This is a genomic window from Sediminicoccus sp. BL-A-41-H5 (assembly GCF_050632405.1).
Classification (GTDB): domain Bacteria; phylum Pseudomonadota; class Alphaproteobacteria; order Acetobacterales; family Acetobacteraceae; genus Roseococcus.
Genome location: NZ_CP192601.1, coordinates 1,382,493 through 1,395,313, shown reverse-complemented (window position 1 = coordinate 1,395,313; position 12,821 = coordinate 1,382,493). Strand labels below are relative to the sequence as shown.

Below are 12,821 nucleotides of genomic sequence, written 5' to 3'. Positions count from 1 at the left end.
GCTCAGTCCTTGGGTGGTACGAAGATGTAGCCGACGCCGCGCACCGAGCGGATCGCCTCGGGCTTGGAGGGATCGGCCTCCACCTTGCGGCGCAGGCGCATGATGCGGTTGTCGATCGCGCGGTCGAAGACCTCGGCCTCGCGATGCGCCGCCGTCTCCAGCAGCCATTCGCGCGTGAGCGGGCGGTTGGGGTGCCTCACCAGCAGGGCCAGCAGGTCGAACTCGCTGGCGGAGAGCACATCCTCCGTGCCGTCGGCCAGGATCAGCACCCGGCGCTCCAGGTTGAGGCGCGCGGTGCCGACGCGCATCTCGGTCAGCAGGGCGGGGGGCGGTGGCGCCTCCGCCGCGCGGCGCAGCAGGGCCTTGATGCGGGCCAGCAGCTCGCGCGGCTCGAAGGGCTTGGTGACGTAGTCATCGGCGCCGGATTCGAGGCCCACCACACGGTCCACCGTGTCGCCGGCCGCGGTCAGCATGATGATGCCCATGCGGGAGGATCGCGCGCGGGCCCAGCGGGCGAGGGCGAAGCCGTCCTCCGCCTCGCCCAGATGGACGTCGAAGAGGGCGAGGTCGGGCAGGGATTGCGCGTGTTCGCGCCTGAATTCGGCGCCGGAGGCGAAGGTGGCCGGGCGCAGCCCGTGCTGGGCGAGGTATTCGCCGACGATCCGCCGTTGCAGCGGGTCATCCTCGACCAGGGCGAGGCGCGTCGGGCCGCTCATGGCGGCGTCTCATTCGTGGCACGAATCCCAAGCATGCGCCATTGGAGACGCATCACGGGCGGAATGACAAGCCGCCTCTATTGCTCGCCATCCGCCTCCGGGTGGCGGAGGTGCCAGAGGCGCTCATGGGCGGCCACCAGTGTCTCGATGTTGCGGCGGCGGTTGATGTCGGGGGAGATGGGGCGGCGCGTCAGCATCATTTCCAGCACGCGCAGCAGCTGCTCGGCCACCTCGAAATCGGCCTGGTCGCAGGCCTGGTGGAAGGCGACGAGGATCTTGTCGGAAAGGCGGCGCCCCTGGCGGGGGACGGCGCCAGCCCGGGCGCCCTCCTCCATTCCTTCCGTGCGGTCATCATCTTCCGCCATGCAAAACTCCTTTGGTGGCCGCTCGGGCGACCACGAACCTGGGAAGGTTATGCGCTAGATTTGGGATGCTCGCCAAGAGTCACGAACCGGGGTTTCGGGGTGCGCGCAGCTGCGCCTGGACTGCGGCGGCGATGGCCTCGGGGCTGGTTTCCGGGCGGAAAAGGGCGCGCACCTTGGCGTCGGGGCCGACCAGATAGATGAAGCTGGAATGGTCCATCAGGTAGTCCGTCATCTCCGGACGCTGCACGCGGGCGTAATAGACGCGGTAGCGGCGGGCGGCGGCGGCGATCTGCTCGGGCGTGCCGGTCAGGCCCTCCAGGCGCGGATGGAAGCGGGAGACGTAGTCCGCCAGCTGGGCCGGTGTGTCGCGTTGCGGATCAATGGTGATGAGAATCGGCGTCACCTGCTCGCCCTGGGGGCCCATCGCGTCGAGGGCGGCGGCCATGGTGCCGAGCTCGGTCGGGCAGACATCGGGGCAATAGGTGAAGCCGAAATAGACCAGCAGCCAGCGGCCGGCGTAATCGCGCTCGGTGACGGTGCGGCCGGCCTGGTTCACCAGTTCGAAGGGGCCGCCGAGCGACATGCCGGCGGGGAGCTGCATGCCGCCGCCGCCGCTCGCGGTGGGCACCACCGCCTCCTGGCCGAAGACGCCGGCGAGGCGGTTGGCGAAGGCCTCGCCCAGGCTTTCCTCGGGCGATTTGCTCACCCAGGCATAGGCCCAGATGCCGGCGACCAGCGCCAGGAGGAGGATGCTCGAAAAACGGATGATGCGCAGCATGGCGGGGAGTTAGCCGCCCCCCGCCATGTCTTCAATATTGCGCGGCGCGGGGCAGGTCAGTGCCGCGCGTCGAGCTCGATGGCGCCCTCGGGCTGGGCCGAGGTGAAGGTGCCATCGGCAAACGCCTCCTCCCACGAGCCTTCGGTGGACGCCTTGGAGTATTCCGTCGCGCGGTTCTCGAAGAAGTTCGTGTGCTCGATGGCGTTGAGCATCTCGTCCAGCCAGGGCAGCGGGTTCTTCTCGATGTGGTAGAGGGATTCGAGGCCCAGCTGCTGCAGGCGGCGGTCGGCGATGAAGCGGATGTACTTCTTCACGTCATCCGCGGTCAGGCCCTCGACGCCGCCCAGCTCGAAGGCGAGGTCGATGAAGGCGTCCTCATGGTCCACGATGGTGGCGCAGATGAGGTAGAGGTCGCGGCGCAGCTCCTCGGTCCAGATCTCCGGGTTTTCCTGCACGAAGGTGCGGAAGAGGCGGATGACGGAGAGGCAGTGCAGCGTCTCATCCCGCACGGACCAGCTGACGACCTGGCCCATGCCCTTCATCTTGTTGAAGCGCGGGAAGTTCATGAGGATGGCGAAGGAGGCGAAGAGCTGCAGGCCCTCGGTGAAGGCGCCGAAGGCGGCCAGCGTCTTGGCGATCTCGACCTTGTTGTCCACCGAGAAGGCATGCATGTAGTCGTACTTGTCCTTCATCTCCTTGTACTTGAGGAAGGCGGTGTACTCGGTCTCCGGCATGCCGATGGTGTCGAGCAGGTGGCTGTAGGCGGCGATGTGGATCGTCTCGGTGTTCGAGAAGGCGGACATCATCATCAGCACTTCGGTCGGCTTGAAGACCTGGCTGTACTGCTTCATGTAACAGTTGTTCACTTCCACATCCGCCTGGGTGAAGAAGCGGAAGATCTGCGTCAGCAGGTTCTTCTCACCGGGGGTGAGGTTCTTCTGCCAGTCCTTCACGTCATCGGCGAGCGGCACTTCCTCCGGCAGCCAATGGATGCGCTGCTGCTGCAACCAGGCCTCATAGGCCCAGGGGTAGCGGAAGGGCTTGTAGACCGGGTTGGAGGTCAGGAGGTCGAACTTCACGGGAAGCTCGTCAATGGAAATGCCGTCAGCCATGGCTTTGCCCCGGATTTGAGATGTTGATGCTTCATCAGGGGCTCCGCCCCTGAAACCCCGCCAGGAAACTCAGTTTCCTGGACCTTCGTTGCATTTAGATCGGCCTGAAAACTCGCAAGGGCCAAGAATAAAATTTAGTCGACAAAATATCGAATAAATGAAGGAGCAGGAAACTAGTTTCCTGCCGGGAGAGTATGGGAGGGCAGAGCCCTCCCATGACAGCTCACTGGCAGGCCAAACACTCTTCATAATTGGTGCTCGCCGGTGCCGGCGCCTGCAGCGGCAGCACCGCGTCGTCCTTATGGCGCGTCATGACATCGCTCTGGCCCACCACCTTTTCACTGACGGCGTCGGCGCGCTGGATGGAGAGGCTGCGGCAGTAGTAGAGCGACTTCACGCCCTTCTTCCACGCCATCATGTGGATCTGGTGCAGGTCCCGCTTGTGGACATTGGCCGGCAGGAAGAGGTTGAGCGACTGCGCCTGGCAGATGAAGGGCGTGCGGTCGGCCGCGTGTTCCACGACCCAGCGCTGGTCGAGCTCGAAGGCGGTCTTGAAGACGGCCTTTTCCTGCTCGGTCAGGAAGTCGAGGTGCTGGACGGAGCCTTTGTTGACCGTGATGGTCGTCCAGGTGTCGCTGTCATCGCGGCCGTGCTGCTCCAGCACCTTCTTCAGGTAGGGGTTGCGCACGATGTAGGAGCCGGAGAGCGTCTTGTGGTTGTAGACGTTGGCCGCGATCGGCTCGATGCCGGGCGAGGCGCCGCCGCAGATGATGGAAATGGAGGCGGTGGGCGCGATCGCCATCTTGTTCGAGAAGCGCTCCATGAAGCCGTATTCCGCGGCATCCGGGCAGGGGCCGCGCTCCTCGGCCAACAGGCGGGAGGCGTTGTCGGCCTGGGTGCGGATGTGGCGGAACATCTTCTTGTTCCAGACCTTCGCGATCACGCTCTCGAAGGGCACGCCCATGCCTTGCAGGAAGGAGTGGAAGCCCATGACGCCGAGGCCGACCGAGCGCTCGCGCATCGCGGAATAGCGGGCCTTGGCCATGCTGTCCGGCGCGGTGTCGATGAAGTTCTGGAGCACATTGTCCAGGAAGCGCATGACATCGGTGATGAAGAGCGGGTCGTCCTTCCACTCCATCCAGGTCTCGAGGTTCAGCGAGGAGAGGCAGCACACGGCCGTGCGCTGCTCGCCATGCTGGTCGATGCCGGTGGGCAGCGTGATCTCGGAGCAGAGGTTGGAGGTCTTCACCTCGAGGCCGGCGAGCTTGTGGTGCTCGGGCCGCGCGTTGTTCACGTGGTCGGAGTAGATGAAGTAGGGCTCGCCCGTTTCGATGCGGGCGGTCAGCATGCGGATCCAGAGCGAGCGGGCCGAGATGGTGCGCACGATGGCGCCATCCTTGGGCGAGGTCAGCGCCCAGGCCTCATCGGCTTCGACGGCGCGCATGAACTTGTCCGACAGCAGGATGCCGTGGTGCAGGTTCAGCGCCTTGCGGTTCGGGTCGCCGCCGGTCGGGCGGCGGATCTCGATGAATTCCTCGATCTCCGGGTGGGAGACGGGCAGGTATACGGCCGCCGAGCCGCGGCGCAGCGAGCCCTGGGAGATGGCGAGCGTCAGGCTGTCCATCACGCGGATGAAGGGCACGATGCCCGAGGTCTTGCCGTTCTGGCCGACCTTCTCGCCCAGGCTGCGGAGATTGCCCCAGTAGGAGCCGATGCCGCCGCCCTTGGAGGCGAGCCAGACATTCTCGTTCCAGAGGCCCACGATGGAATCGAGGCTGTCATTCGCCTCGTTCAGGAAGCAGGAGATGGGCAGGCCGCGCGTGGTGCCGCCATTGGACAGCACCGGCGTCGCCGGCATGAACCAGAGCTTGCTGATGTAGTCGTAGAGGCGCTGCGAATGGGCCGCGTCATCGCCATAGGCCGAGGCCACGCGGGCGAAGAGGTCCTGGTAGGACTCGCCGGGCAGGAGGTAGCGGTCATCGAGTGTCGCGCGGCCGAAATCCGTCAGCAGGGCGTCGCGGCTGCGATCCACCTGCACCTGGAAGTGGCCCTGAAGCTGAACGGCATCGAACACGGTACTTCCCCCTCAATTCCCCGGCCCCGGTGTATGCCCGAAGCCCTGGCGCTCGGCAACTAGATATAGACACCGCGGGGTTAACGGCCACCACATGCTGTGGTTGCGGTGCCCAACTTCCCCCGCGGGAAAGTCTTGTAACTCCGCCGATGTTCTGGGTTCGTTCATATCCTGTCGCGGGGGCGGCGTCCATCACGAACACCGCCCGGGTGTGTCATGGCAGCCACAGGATGTGGGGGGAAGCGGAATCCGGGCGTGATGGAAAGCATCCCCCGAATCCACAGGAAGGGCGGGGCTGTGGATGGAATCGGGGGAGGTGCCGAGGCGCGCCGCCGCTGCCCTCCAACCGACCAACTGCATCGGCGCACTCGCGTGCCGGGCCCTGCGGCCCATCGCCGAATGAACTGAGAAGAGGCCATCGCGCTGGAACTGTCAGTGCACGCTTCCGCCACATCTTTCATATGTGAAGGAAGAATATTATCTTCGCAACATCGTGGGGTGCATCACATCAGGCTGGAAGGGGGGCACGGGTTAAATGCTTATGGTATCAAGACGCTTGCCATTGGTTCTGTTGCTCGCCTTTCCCGTGATCGGCTGCCAGGATCCTGAGTGGGCCAATCGGGCGGCTCTCCAAATCGGAGCGCCTCGTTCTGATGCCGCCGAAATCCGTGCGCGCCAATCAACAAGAATCGAAAACGCTTCTGAGCAGCGGGTGCTTTCGGAAGTCACCCAAGTTCTGCAGGACCTTGGATTCACCGTGGAAGAGAGCGCCCCGCGCTACGGTGTTCTCGCTGGCAGCAAAGATCGCGATGCAACGGAAACAGGCCAAGTCGTCGGGCAGGTCGCCTTGACGATCGGATTGGCGCTCCTGGGTGTTCAATATACCCCGATCTGGGATACGGATCAGGTGATCCGCGCAACGATCACGACGCGGCCGGCGGGGCCGCGTGCCACTGATGTCCGCGTCTCCTTCGAGCGCATCATCACGACGAATCAAGGGACATCGCGCGTTGAGCTTCTGACATCCCAGGAGTTTTCTCAGGGCTTCTTCGAGGCGGTCCGCTCGGGCTTGGCGAGGAGTGCATGATGGAACGTCGCACAGTCTTGGTCTTGGCCTCTGCGCTGTCAGTGGCAGGGTGTGCCCAAGAGCGCCAGGTTGAGTTCGTGGAAAGCCGGAAGCCCGCGACGGAACTTCGCTTCATGCAGACGCGAACCGTAACTGGTGACCCCGACGACGTGATGCGTGGCGTGATCGCGACACTGCATGACCTTGGCTATCGGATCACCCGCGCTGACGCTGCGACCGGAACCGTTTCAGCGACGCGCCAGGCTGGCCTACGACTGGCAGTGGTTGTGCAGCCGCGCCCTCCAGGCCAGACCGTTGTTCGTGCCAATGCAACCCTGCTGGGCCTTGGTCAGGAAGCCCAGGTCGACAGCCCAGAGTTCTACTCGCAGAACTTCTTCACGCCCCTGGGGGATATGATGCATCGCCAACTCGCGCAGGTGGCGGAAGCGGATCAGGTGCCAGAGGCGGTTAGGCCTGTTGCAGAGAGAGCGCCCACACGCAGCGGCAACCCGACGGCGGCGCCCGCAGCATCTCAAACGCAAGGAAGCGCAAGATGATCAAGCCGATGGCCCTTGCCGGCCTTGTTCTACTGACGGGATGCGTTGCTCCGCCACCACCTGCGGCGCAGGTGCCGGACCAGCGCCTCACGTTGGGAACGGTGCAGAGAGAGATACGTCAAGGAATGAGCGGCGCCGAAGTCGCCGCCGCGCTGGGCTCTCCAAATATCGTAACCACGGATGAGCGTCGCCGCGAGACCTGGGTGTACGACAGGATTTCCACCGAGCGGGTGGCAGCGGCGACGAGTGCCTATGGCACTCTGCTCATCGCGGGTGTCGGGTCGTCAAATGCGGCGGCGAGCACCACGCAACGGACGCTCACGGTCATTATCCGGTTCGATGAGGCAAGCCGTGTTCGGGACTTCACCTATCGATCGAGTAGTTTCTAAGGATGCAAAGGAGGGTGTCTCTTTTGCTTGCAGCACTCGCCACAATCGGCCCCGGCTGTGCTCCTACACCGGAGCAGCAGGGGGCTGCGATCGCGCGCGGAGAGCCCGTGAACGTAGCGCGTGCTCGCGAAACTCGTCGCTTTGAAACCGCTAATTCAGCTCAAGTGCTCCAGGCCGCTGTAGGGGCTTTGCAGGACTCCGGGTTTACAATCGAAGAGACACAGGCGGAGGCTGGACTCGTAACCGCGTTGAAGCTCACTGGTGCTCGGATTCGTGTGCAGATATCCGTTCGCCGGTTGCCTGGCCGTGACGCCACCGTGGCACGCGCAACATTTCAGCGCGTTGTTCCTCGTCCTGGCGCGATGCTGGCCATGGGCGAAGTGCTCGACGATCCGCAGCTCTACCGTGACTTTTTCGAACGCATGTCCCAGTCGCTTTTTTTGACGGCGAACGAGATCTGAATCATGGTGCGCGCGATCCCCCTCTTGCTCATGATCTCCTTGGCGGCCTGTCAAATGGATAGCCGCCAGCAGATCCTCGCCACAAGCAATAGCCAAGCAGCACAGCGGGCGATTTCCACACGGGTTTTCGACACGGCAGACCAGCAAGCCGTATTTCGAGGTGTGATCTCCAGTCTGCAGGACCTCGGATTTGTCATCGACCGGGCAGACAATGTGCTGGGCACGGTAAGCGCAACTCGTTATGGCGCACAACTTGTGCGGCTGACGGTCTCGATTAGACCCTTGGGTCAGACACGAATACAGGTCCGCGCTTCCGGTCAGTTAAATCAGCACGAACTATCAGACCCAGCGCCTTTCCAGCGGTTCTTCGAGGCTCTGTCGCAAGCCCTCTTCCTGGATGCAAATCCAATCGACTGACCTCCTCGTTAAATGCCATGGCAGTCAGGCTCATTGCACAAGCACCATTCAGTTGACTCCGGTCGCCACCCCTCGGTTTGGACGCCATCCTCGCTGAACGGGAGGTGCACGGATCTGCGTCGCGCCATCACCAGCAAACCAGGCGGTCTGCGTCCCCGCCCTCCCTGCGATCTTGGGCATGCGGGTCGACGGCAAGGTCGAGACCTATCTGCCGGACCCCTGGCAGAGGAATGGTCCTCTGCACCCTCATCAGTCGGAAGATCCAAGAAACTCAGTTTCTTGGTGGATGAGCGCGAGAGGGCAAAGCCCTCTCGCTACTCGATCGGCTGCAATCCGCACCAGTCCGCGATGAAGCACGCCATGGCGAGCGTGGTGGTCTTCAACTGCTCCAGGTTGGTCCGCTCGTCGAAGCCGTGGTTGTTCTCGCCCTTCGGGCCGTAGCAGAGCGCCGGCATGTCGAAATACAAGCCGTAGAAGCGCGTGTCGTTCACCGCGGTGGTGATGCGCGCGCCCATCTCGGTCCCGAAGGCGCAGCGATGCGCCTCGGAGAGGATGGCCTCCGCCTCGCTGCCCGGCTCCAGCACGAAGCCATCGGCCAGGAAGCCGTGCCACTGCACCTCGGGCGGGTTGTTGGAGAGGAAGTTGTCGGTCCGCGCGGCCGCCGCCACGGCCCGCTCCACGCCGCGCTGGCACTCCGCCACATCCTGGCGGGGCAGCAGGCCGATGCGGCAATCCACCTCGCACCAGGCCGGCGTGGAACTCGCCCAGTCGCCGCCCCTGATCATCCCCGGGTTGAACTTGATGGGGTCCTGCACCTGGGCATACCAGGGGTGGGTCTTCGCCACCTCGTTCAGTTGGCGGGTGTGCTCCTGCAGCGCCTGGATCAGGTGATAGGCGCTCATGATGGCATTGCTGCCGGACTGGGCGACCGCGACATGCACGGGCACGCCGCGCACCTTGAGGCGGAACCACATCGTGCCGGTATGCGCGCGGGTGATGGTGCCGCCGGTGGGCTCGGGGATCAGGCAGGCCTCGGCGCGGTAGCCACGCAGCAGCGTGGCCAGCGCGCCATTGCCAGTGCTTTCCTCTTCCGTGACGGTCTGGAGATGGACATCGGCGGCGGGCGCGAAGCCCGCGCCGCGCAGCGCCTCCATGGCGAAGCACATGGCCGAGACGCCGGCCTTCATGTCGTTCGCGCCACGGCCGTAGAGCCAGCCATCCTTCACCGTGCCGCCATAGGGCGGGTAGCTCCACATCTCGGCCGGGCCCTCGGGCACCACGTCGATATGGCCCTGGATGATGAGGCTGCGCCCGGTGGGTGCGGCGCAGCGCCTGGAGGCCACCACCTGGAAGGAGCCGGCAGGGTCCACATCCACCATGGGGCTGGCCTTGGGGTGCTCGGCCAGCGGCACATCGGCGAGCGAGAAGCGGTCCACCGTATAGCCGCGGGCGTTGAACCAGCGGGCCATGTGGTCCTGCAGCGGCGCTTCGCGCCCGCGCAGCGAGGGGTGGCGGACGATGTCGGCCAGGAAGCGCACCTGCTCGTCGAAGCCGCGCTCCACGGCATCCGCCAGCCGGTTGCGGATGGACTTGTCGGGCATGCGTTCTACCTCGGCTCGATCACTCCGCGGGCGAGGCCAGCAAAGCGTTGGTGTACCAGATGGGGCTCGCATCGTAACGCACCCGCGCCCGCTGCGCTGCCCAGCTCACCCGGAGATAATGCACGGGAATGACACCGAGATCATCCGTCGCCGCGCGCATCGCCTGCGCGGTGAGCGCATTGCGGCGCTCCGGGTTCATGGTGCGCAGCGCCTCCGACAGCGGCGCGTCCACCGCCGGGTTGGAATAGTGCTGGCGGTTGAAGGGGCCGAAGCCGGTCACGGGATCGCGCGTCGCCACCACCTGGCGGAGCATGTTGGCCGCCGTCGAGGTCGTGAAGGTCGTCATGAACATGCCGAATTCGCGGGCCGTCGCGCGGGTGAAGAAATTGGCGGGCGGCAGGACTTCCACGCGCGTCTCGATGCCGATGCGCGTCAGCCCCTGGGCGATGGCCTGGAGGATGTCGGCATCCGACGGGATGAAGCCGTTGGGGCCATGGATGGTCATGCGGAAGCCATCCGCGAAGCCCGCTTCGGCCAGCAGCGCGCGGGCGCGGGCGAGGTCGGTCGGGATCGGCGGCAGGCCCTGCGCGCGGTCGGGCAGGGCGGGGGCGGCGAATTGCTCGGCCGCGCGGCCCTGGCCGACGAGGAGGCGGCTCACGATCGCCTCGCGCGGGATGGCGAGCGAGATGGCCTGGCGCACCCGCAGGTCGCGCAGCGGGTTGCGGGGCAGCGGGTTGCCCTGCTTGTCCGTGACGAAGGGCGCCTGGTCCCGCACCGTGTCGGGCATGAGGTAGGAGGTGGTGATGCTGTCCGCCGTGAAGACGGCCAGGCGCGGGTCTTGCGAGAGGCGCTGGACATCCTGCACGGGGACGGCGTCGATCAGGTCCACATCCCCGGCCAGCAGGGCCGCCACGCGCGCGCCGTTATTGGTCATGTAGCGGGTGATGACGCGGTCCCAGGGGACGCGGGGGCCCCAGAAATCCGGGTTGCGCGTGAGTTCGTGGCGCTCGCCCTGGGCGTAGCTGACATGGCGATAGGCGCCGGTGCCGATCAGCGCGCGGCCCTGGTTGAAATCACCCAGCGTCGCGTTCGCATGGATGCGGCGCGAGAGGATCATGATCGAGGTGATGTCGCGGTCGAAGAAGGGGGCGGGCTCGCGCGTGATCACATGGATGGTGCGCGGGTCGATGATGCGGACTTCCGCGATGGTGCGGACCATGGGGGTGAAGGGGCCCGGCGAATTGGGCACCTGCGGCACGCGCGCGAAGGAGAAGGCGATGTCCTCGGCCTCCAGCGGCGTGCCGTCATGGAAGCGCACGCCCTCGCGCAGGCGGAATTCCCAGGTGAGGTCGTCGATGTTGCGCCAGCTCTCGGCCAGCACGGGGAAGATGCGGCTTTGCGTGTCGAGGTCGAGCAGCGGGTTGAAGATCTGCCGGAGCTGCGCGTTGTTGTTGTTGGAGGAGTGGTAATGCGGATCCATCCCCGTGGGGATGCCGGCCATGCCGATGGTGAGCGTCCGCTGGGCCTCCGCCTGGATGGGGGCGGCGAGCAGGGCGGTGGCCAGCAGGGCGGCGCGCAGCAACACGGGGGCTCTCCTTCAGGATGAACGCGGATTCATCTTGAAGGGCGGGCGGTCCGCGTCAAGCAATTACCGGATGGGCCGGCGGTAGAAGGCGAGCGGGATGGCGATGGCGAGCACCACGGCGGCGGCCAGGATATAGGGGATGTTCCGGGCGCTCTCGGGCGCGCCGAACTTCTCGATGAAGATCGAGATGATCAGCGCCAGGCCGATGATGCCGAAGGCCAGGAACTTGCCGCGGCCGGAGACTTCCTTCCGGACGGCGACGCTGTTGTCCTGCATGGTGTGATCCTTCCTCGACCGCTTTGGGCGAGCCTATCGCGCGCGGGCGTGCCACGCCAAGCGAAACCGGCTCAGCCGAGCGCGCGGGCGTAGCTCTCGGCGCTGAAGCCCACCAGCCGCGTCTGGCCGAGGTCCAGCACGGGGCGCTTGATCATCGCGGGTTGCGCCAGCATCAGCGCCACGGCGCGCGCCTCGTCCAGGCCCTGCTTCTCGGCCTCGGGCAGCTTGCGGAAGGTGGTGCCGGCGCGGTTCAGCAGCGCCTCCCAGCCATGCTCGGCCACCCAGGCGCGCAGCGTCTCGGGGGCGATGCCCTGCGTCTTGTAGTCGTGGAAGGCGTGGGCGATGCCCTTCGCGTCCAGCCAGGCGCGGGCCTTCTTCATGGTGTCGCAGTTCTTGATGCCATGGATCGTGATCATGCCGCCTGTGTGGCACCGAAGGCGGCCGGCATCAAACCCGGATCAGGGTGGCGATGTCCTCGCGCAGCACGGCCCATTCGGCGGGGGGGAGGCGCGCCAGGCCGAAATGGCGCAGCAGCACCGCGCCCTCGATCGCGAGCAGGGCGAGGCGCAGCGCGCGGCCGGCCTCGCCGGCCTCGAACAGTCCCGCGAAGCGTTCGGCATACCAGGCGCGGACGGCGTGCAGCTGCTCGGGGTGCTGGAGGAGGGCGGCGAGGAGGGAGGCGCCCCGGGCCGGGCTGCCATCCGTGGCGTCGAGCGAGAGGGCCAGATGGGCGGCCATGCGGGCGGCGAGACCCCCCGGCGCCCCGTCGAGAGCCGCGGTGACGCCGGCCGCGTAATCCTGGAACCAGCGGTCGAGCATGGCGCCGATCATCGCCTCCTTCGTGCCGAAGCAGGATTGCACGCCGCCCTTGCTGATGCCGGCCGCGTGGGCGACGGCCTCGATGGTGAGTGCCGCGGCGCCGCGCTCGGCGACGATGCGTTCGGCCAGCGCCAGGACCTCGTCGCGGTTGATGCTCGGGCGGCGTCCCATGGGGCGGCTCCTTATTTCATACAGACGTATTGCAATAATAAAAATACGCGTGTATGTCAAATCCCGGATCACGAAGGGTGGCTCCCCGGCCGCCCGGACCAGGGAGATGTTGTCATGAGCTGGATCTATCTCGTCCTCGCCGGCCTCTTCGAGATCGGCTGGCCGGTCGGGCTGAAGATGGCGCAGGTGCCGGCCACGCGCGTCACGGGCATCGTCATCGCCGTCGTCTTCATGGGGATCAGCGGCCTGCTGCTCTGGCTGGCGCAGCGCACCATCCCGATGGGCACCGCCTATGCGGTCTGGACCGGCATCGGCGCGGCGGGGACCTTCCTGGTGGGCGTCCTCTTCTACGGCGACCCGACCTCCCTCCTGCGCTTCGCGGGCGTCGTGCTGATCATCGCGGGCGTGGTGACGCTGAAGCTCGCGCATTGAGG

Annotated in this window: 16 protein-coding genes; 6 read left to right on the top strand and 10 right to left on the bottom strand. The window is 65.8% G+C overall.

Going from position 1 to position 12,821, the window contains the following annotated elements:
* Window positions 1-2 precede the first annotated feature (2 nt).
* The 5 genes from ACQ860_RS06970 to ACQ860_RS06950 form a co-directional block, all read right to left on the bottom strand.
* Window positions 3-716, bottom strand: a complete 714-nt coding sequence (locus tag ACQ860_RS06970) for a response regulator (RefSeq protein WP_431302686.1) — start codon at window positions 714-716, stop codon at window positions 3-5.
* 77 nt (window positions 717-793) lie between these two features.
* Complete coding sequence (locus tag ACQ860_RS06965) at window positions 794-1,081, bottom strand: hypothetical protein (protein WP_431302685.1); 288 nt, start codon at window positions 1,079-1,081, stop codon at window positions 794-796.
* A 79-nt stretch (window positions 1,082-1,160) separates the two neighbouring features.
* Window positions 1,161-1,859 carry an SCO family protein gene (locus tag ACQ860_RS06960; protein WP_431302684.1) on the bottom strand — a complete coding sequence of 233 codons (699 nt, stop codon included), beginning with the start codon at window positions 1,857-1,859 and terminating at the stop codon, window positions 1,161-1,163.
* A gap of 56 nt (window positions 1,860-1,915) precedes the next feature.
* Entirely contained in the window at window positions 1,916-2,971 is a 1,056-nt protein-coding gene (locus tag ACQ860_RS06955; RefSeq protein WP_431302683.1) for a ribonucleotide-diphosphate reductase subunit beta, read from the bottom strand.
* A 223-nt stretch (window positions 2,972-3,194) separates the two neighbouring features.
* Window positions 3,195-5,045 (bottom strand): ribonucleoside-diphosphate reductase subunit alpha, encoded by a 1,851-nt coding sequence (locus ACQ860_RS06950; RefSeq protein WP_431302682.1) that lies wholly within the window; start codon window positions 5,043-5,045, stop codon window positions 3,195-3,197.
* Between the two features lie 562 nt (window positions 5,046-5,607).
* Between ACQ860_RS06950 and ACQ860_RS06945 the strand changes: the two genes are divergently transcribed.
* The 5 genes from ACQ860_RS06945 to ACQ860_RS06925 all read left to right on the top strand — a co-directional run bounded on the left by ACQ860_RS06945 (window position 5,608) and on the right by ACQ860_RS06925 (window position 7,935).
* The gene (locus ACQ860_RS06945; protein ID WP_431302681.1) at window positions 5,608-6,132 is read left to right on the top strand and encodes a hypothetical protein; all 525 of its coding nucleotides are present in this window, start codon (window positions 5,608-5,610) and stop codon (window positions 6,130-6,132) included.
* Window positions 6,132-6,668: a hypothetical protein gene (locus ACQ860_RS06940; protein ID WP_431302680.1), complete on the top strand. Its 537-nt coding sequence runs from the start codon at window positions 6,132-6,134 to the stop codon at window positions 6,666-6,668. The genes ACQ860_RS06945 and ACQ860_RS06940 overlap by 1 nt, the downstream gene beginning before the upstream one ends.
* Window positions 6,665-7,057 carry a hypothetical protein gene (locus ACQ860_RS06935; RefSeq protein ID WP_431302679.1) on the top strand — a complete coding sequence of 131 codons (393 nt, stop codon included), beginning with the start codon at window positions 6,665-6,667 and terminating at the stop codon, window positions 7,055-7,057. Before ACQ860_RS06940 ends, ACQ860_RS06935 begins: the two co-directional genes overlap by 4 nt.
* Before the next feature lie 107 nt (window positions 7,058-7,164).
* A complete protein-coding gene (locus ACQ860_RS06930; RefSeq protein ID WP_431302678.1) occupies window positions 7,165-7,518 on the top strand; it encodes a hypothetical protein in 354 nt (117 codons plus the stop codon).
* A 3-nt stretch (window positions 7,519-7,521) separates the two neighbouring features.
* Complete coding sequence (locus ACQ860_RS06925; protein WP_431302677.1) at window positions 7,522-7,935, top strand: hypothetical protein; 414 nt, start codon at window positions 7,522-7,524, stop codon at window positions 7,933-7,935.
* Between the two features lie 314 nt (window positions 7,936-8,249).
* On the opposite strand, the gene ACQ860_RS06920 is transcribed toward ACQ860_RS06925, so the two are convergent.
* From ACQ860_RS06920 to ACQ860_RS06900, 5 genes are all read right to left on the bottom strand, one after another.
* Entirely contained in the window at window positions 8,250-9,536 is a 1,287-nt protein-coding gene (locus tag ACQ860_RS06920) for an ArgE/DapE family deacylase (protein ID WP_431302676.1), read from the bottom strand.
* Between the two features lie 19 nt (window positions 9,537-9,555).
* Window positions 9,556-11,121 (bottom strand): ABC transporter substrate-binding protein, encoded by a 1,566-nt coding sequence (locus ACQ860_RS06915; RefSeq protein WP_431302675.1) that lies wholly within the window; start codon window positions 11,119-11,121, stop codon window positions 9,556-9,558.
* A 63-nt stretch (window positions 11,122-11,184) separates the two neighbouring features.
* A complete protein-coding gene (locus ACQ860_RS06910) occupies window positions 11,185-11,397 on the bottom strand; it encodes a hypothetical protein (RefSeq protein WP_431302674.1) in 213 nt (70 codons plus the stop codon).
* Window positions 11,398-11,468: 71 nt separating this feature from the next.
* On the bottom strand, window positions 11,469-11,813 hold the full coding sequence (locus tag ACQ860_RS06905) for an ArsC family reductase (protein ID WP_431302673.1): 345 nt from the start codon (window positions 11,811-11,813) through the stop codon (window positions 11,469-11,471).
* A 31-nt stretch (window positions 11,814-11,844) separates the two neighbouring features.
* Window positions 11,845-12,387 carry a TetR/AcrR family transcriptional regulator gene (locus tag ACQ860_RS06900; RefSeq protein WP_431302672.1) on the bottom strand — a complete coding sequence of 181 codons (543 nt, stop codon included), beginning with the start codon at window positions 12,385-12,387 and terminating at the stop codon, window positions 11,845-11,847.
* 114 nt (window positions 12,388-12,501) lie between these two features.
* On the opposite strand from ACQ860_RS06900, the gene ACQ860_RS06895 reads away from it, so the two are divergent.
* On the top strand, window positions 12,502-12,819 hold the full coding sequence (locus ACQ860_RS06895) for a DMT family transporter (protein ID WP_431302671.1): 318 nt from the start codon (window positions 12,502-12,504) through the stop codon (window positions 12,817-12,819).
* Window positions 12,820-12,821 lie beyond the last annotated feature (2 nt).

Bases quoted from the DNA above. Each gene is read 5' to 3' on its own strand.
- ACQ860_RS06970 (WP_431302686.1), bottom strand. From the start codon at position 716: ATGAGCGGCCCGACGCGCCTCGCCCTGGTCGAGGATGACCCGCTGCAA.
- ACQ860_RS06965 (WP_431302685.1), bottom strand. From the start codon at position 1,081: ATGGCGGAAGATGATGACCGCACGGAAGGAATGGAGGAGGGCGCCCGG.
- ACQ860_RS06960 (WP_431302684.1), bottom strand. From the start codon at position 1,859: ATGCTGCGCATCATCCGTTTTTCGAGCATCCTCCTCCTGGCGCTGGTC.
- ACQ860_RS06955 (WP_431302683.1), bottom strand. From the start codon at position 2,971: ATGGCTGACGGCATTTCCATTGACGAGCTTCCCGTGAAGTTCGACCTC.
- ACQ860_RS06940 (WP_431302680.1), top strand. From the start codon at position 6,132: ATGGAACGTCGCACAGTCTTGGTCTTGGCCTCTGCGCTGTCAGTGGCA.
- ACQ860_RS06935 (WP_431302679.1), top strand. From the start codon at position 6,665: ATGATCAAGCCGATGGCCCTTGCCGGCCTTGTTCTACTGACGGGATGC.
- ACQ860_RS06925 (WP_431302677.1), top strand. From the start codon at position 7,522: ATGGTGCGCGCGATCCCCCTCTTGCTCATGATCTCCTTGGCGGCCTGT.
- ACQ860_RS06920 (WP_431302676.1), bottom strand. From the start codon at position 9,536: ATGCCCGACAAGTCCATCCGCAACCGGCTGGCGGATGCCGTGGAGCGC.
- ACQ860_RS06910 (WP_431302674.1), bottom strand. From the start codon at position 11,397: ATGCAGGACAACAGCGTCGCCGTCCGGAAGGAAGTCTCCGGCCGCGGC.
- ACQ860_RS06905 (WP_431302673.1), bottom strand. From the start codon at position 11,813: ATGATCACGATCCATGGCATCAAGAACTGCGACACCATGAAGAAGGCC.
- ACQ860_RS06900 (WP_431302672.1), bottom strand. From the start codon at position 12,387: ATGGGACGCCGCCCGAGCATCAACCGCGACGAGGTCCTGGCGCTGGCC.
- ACQ860_RS06895 (WP_431302671.1), top strand. From the start codon at position 12,502: ATGAGCTGGATCTATCTCGTCCTCGCCGGCCTCTTCGAGATCGGCTGG.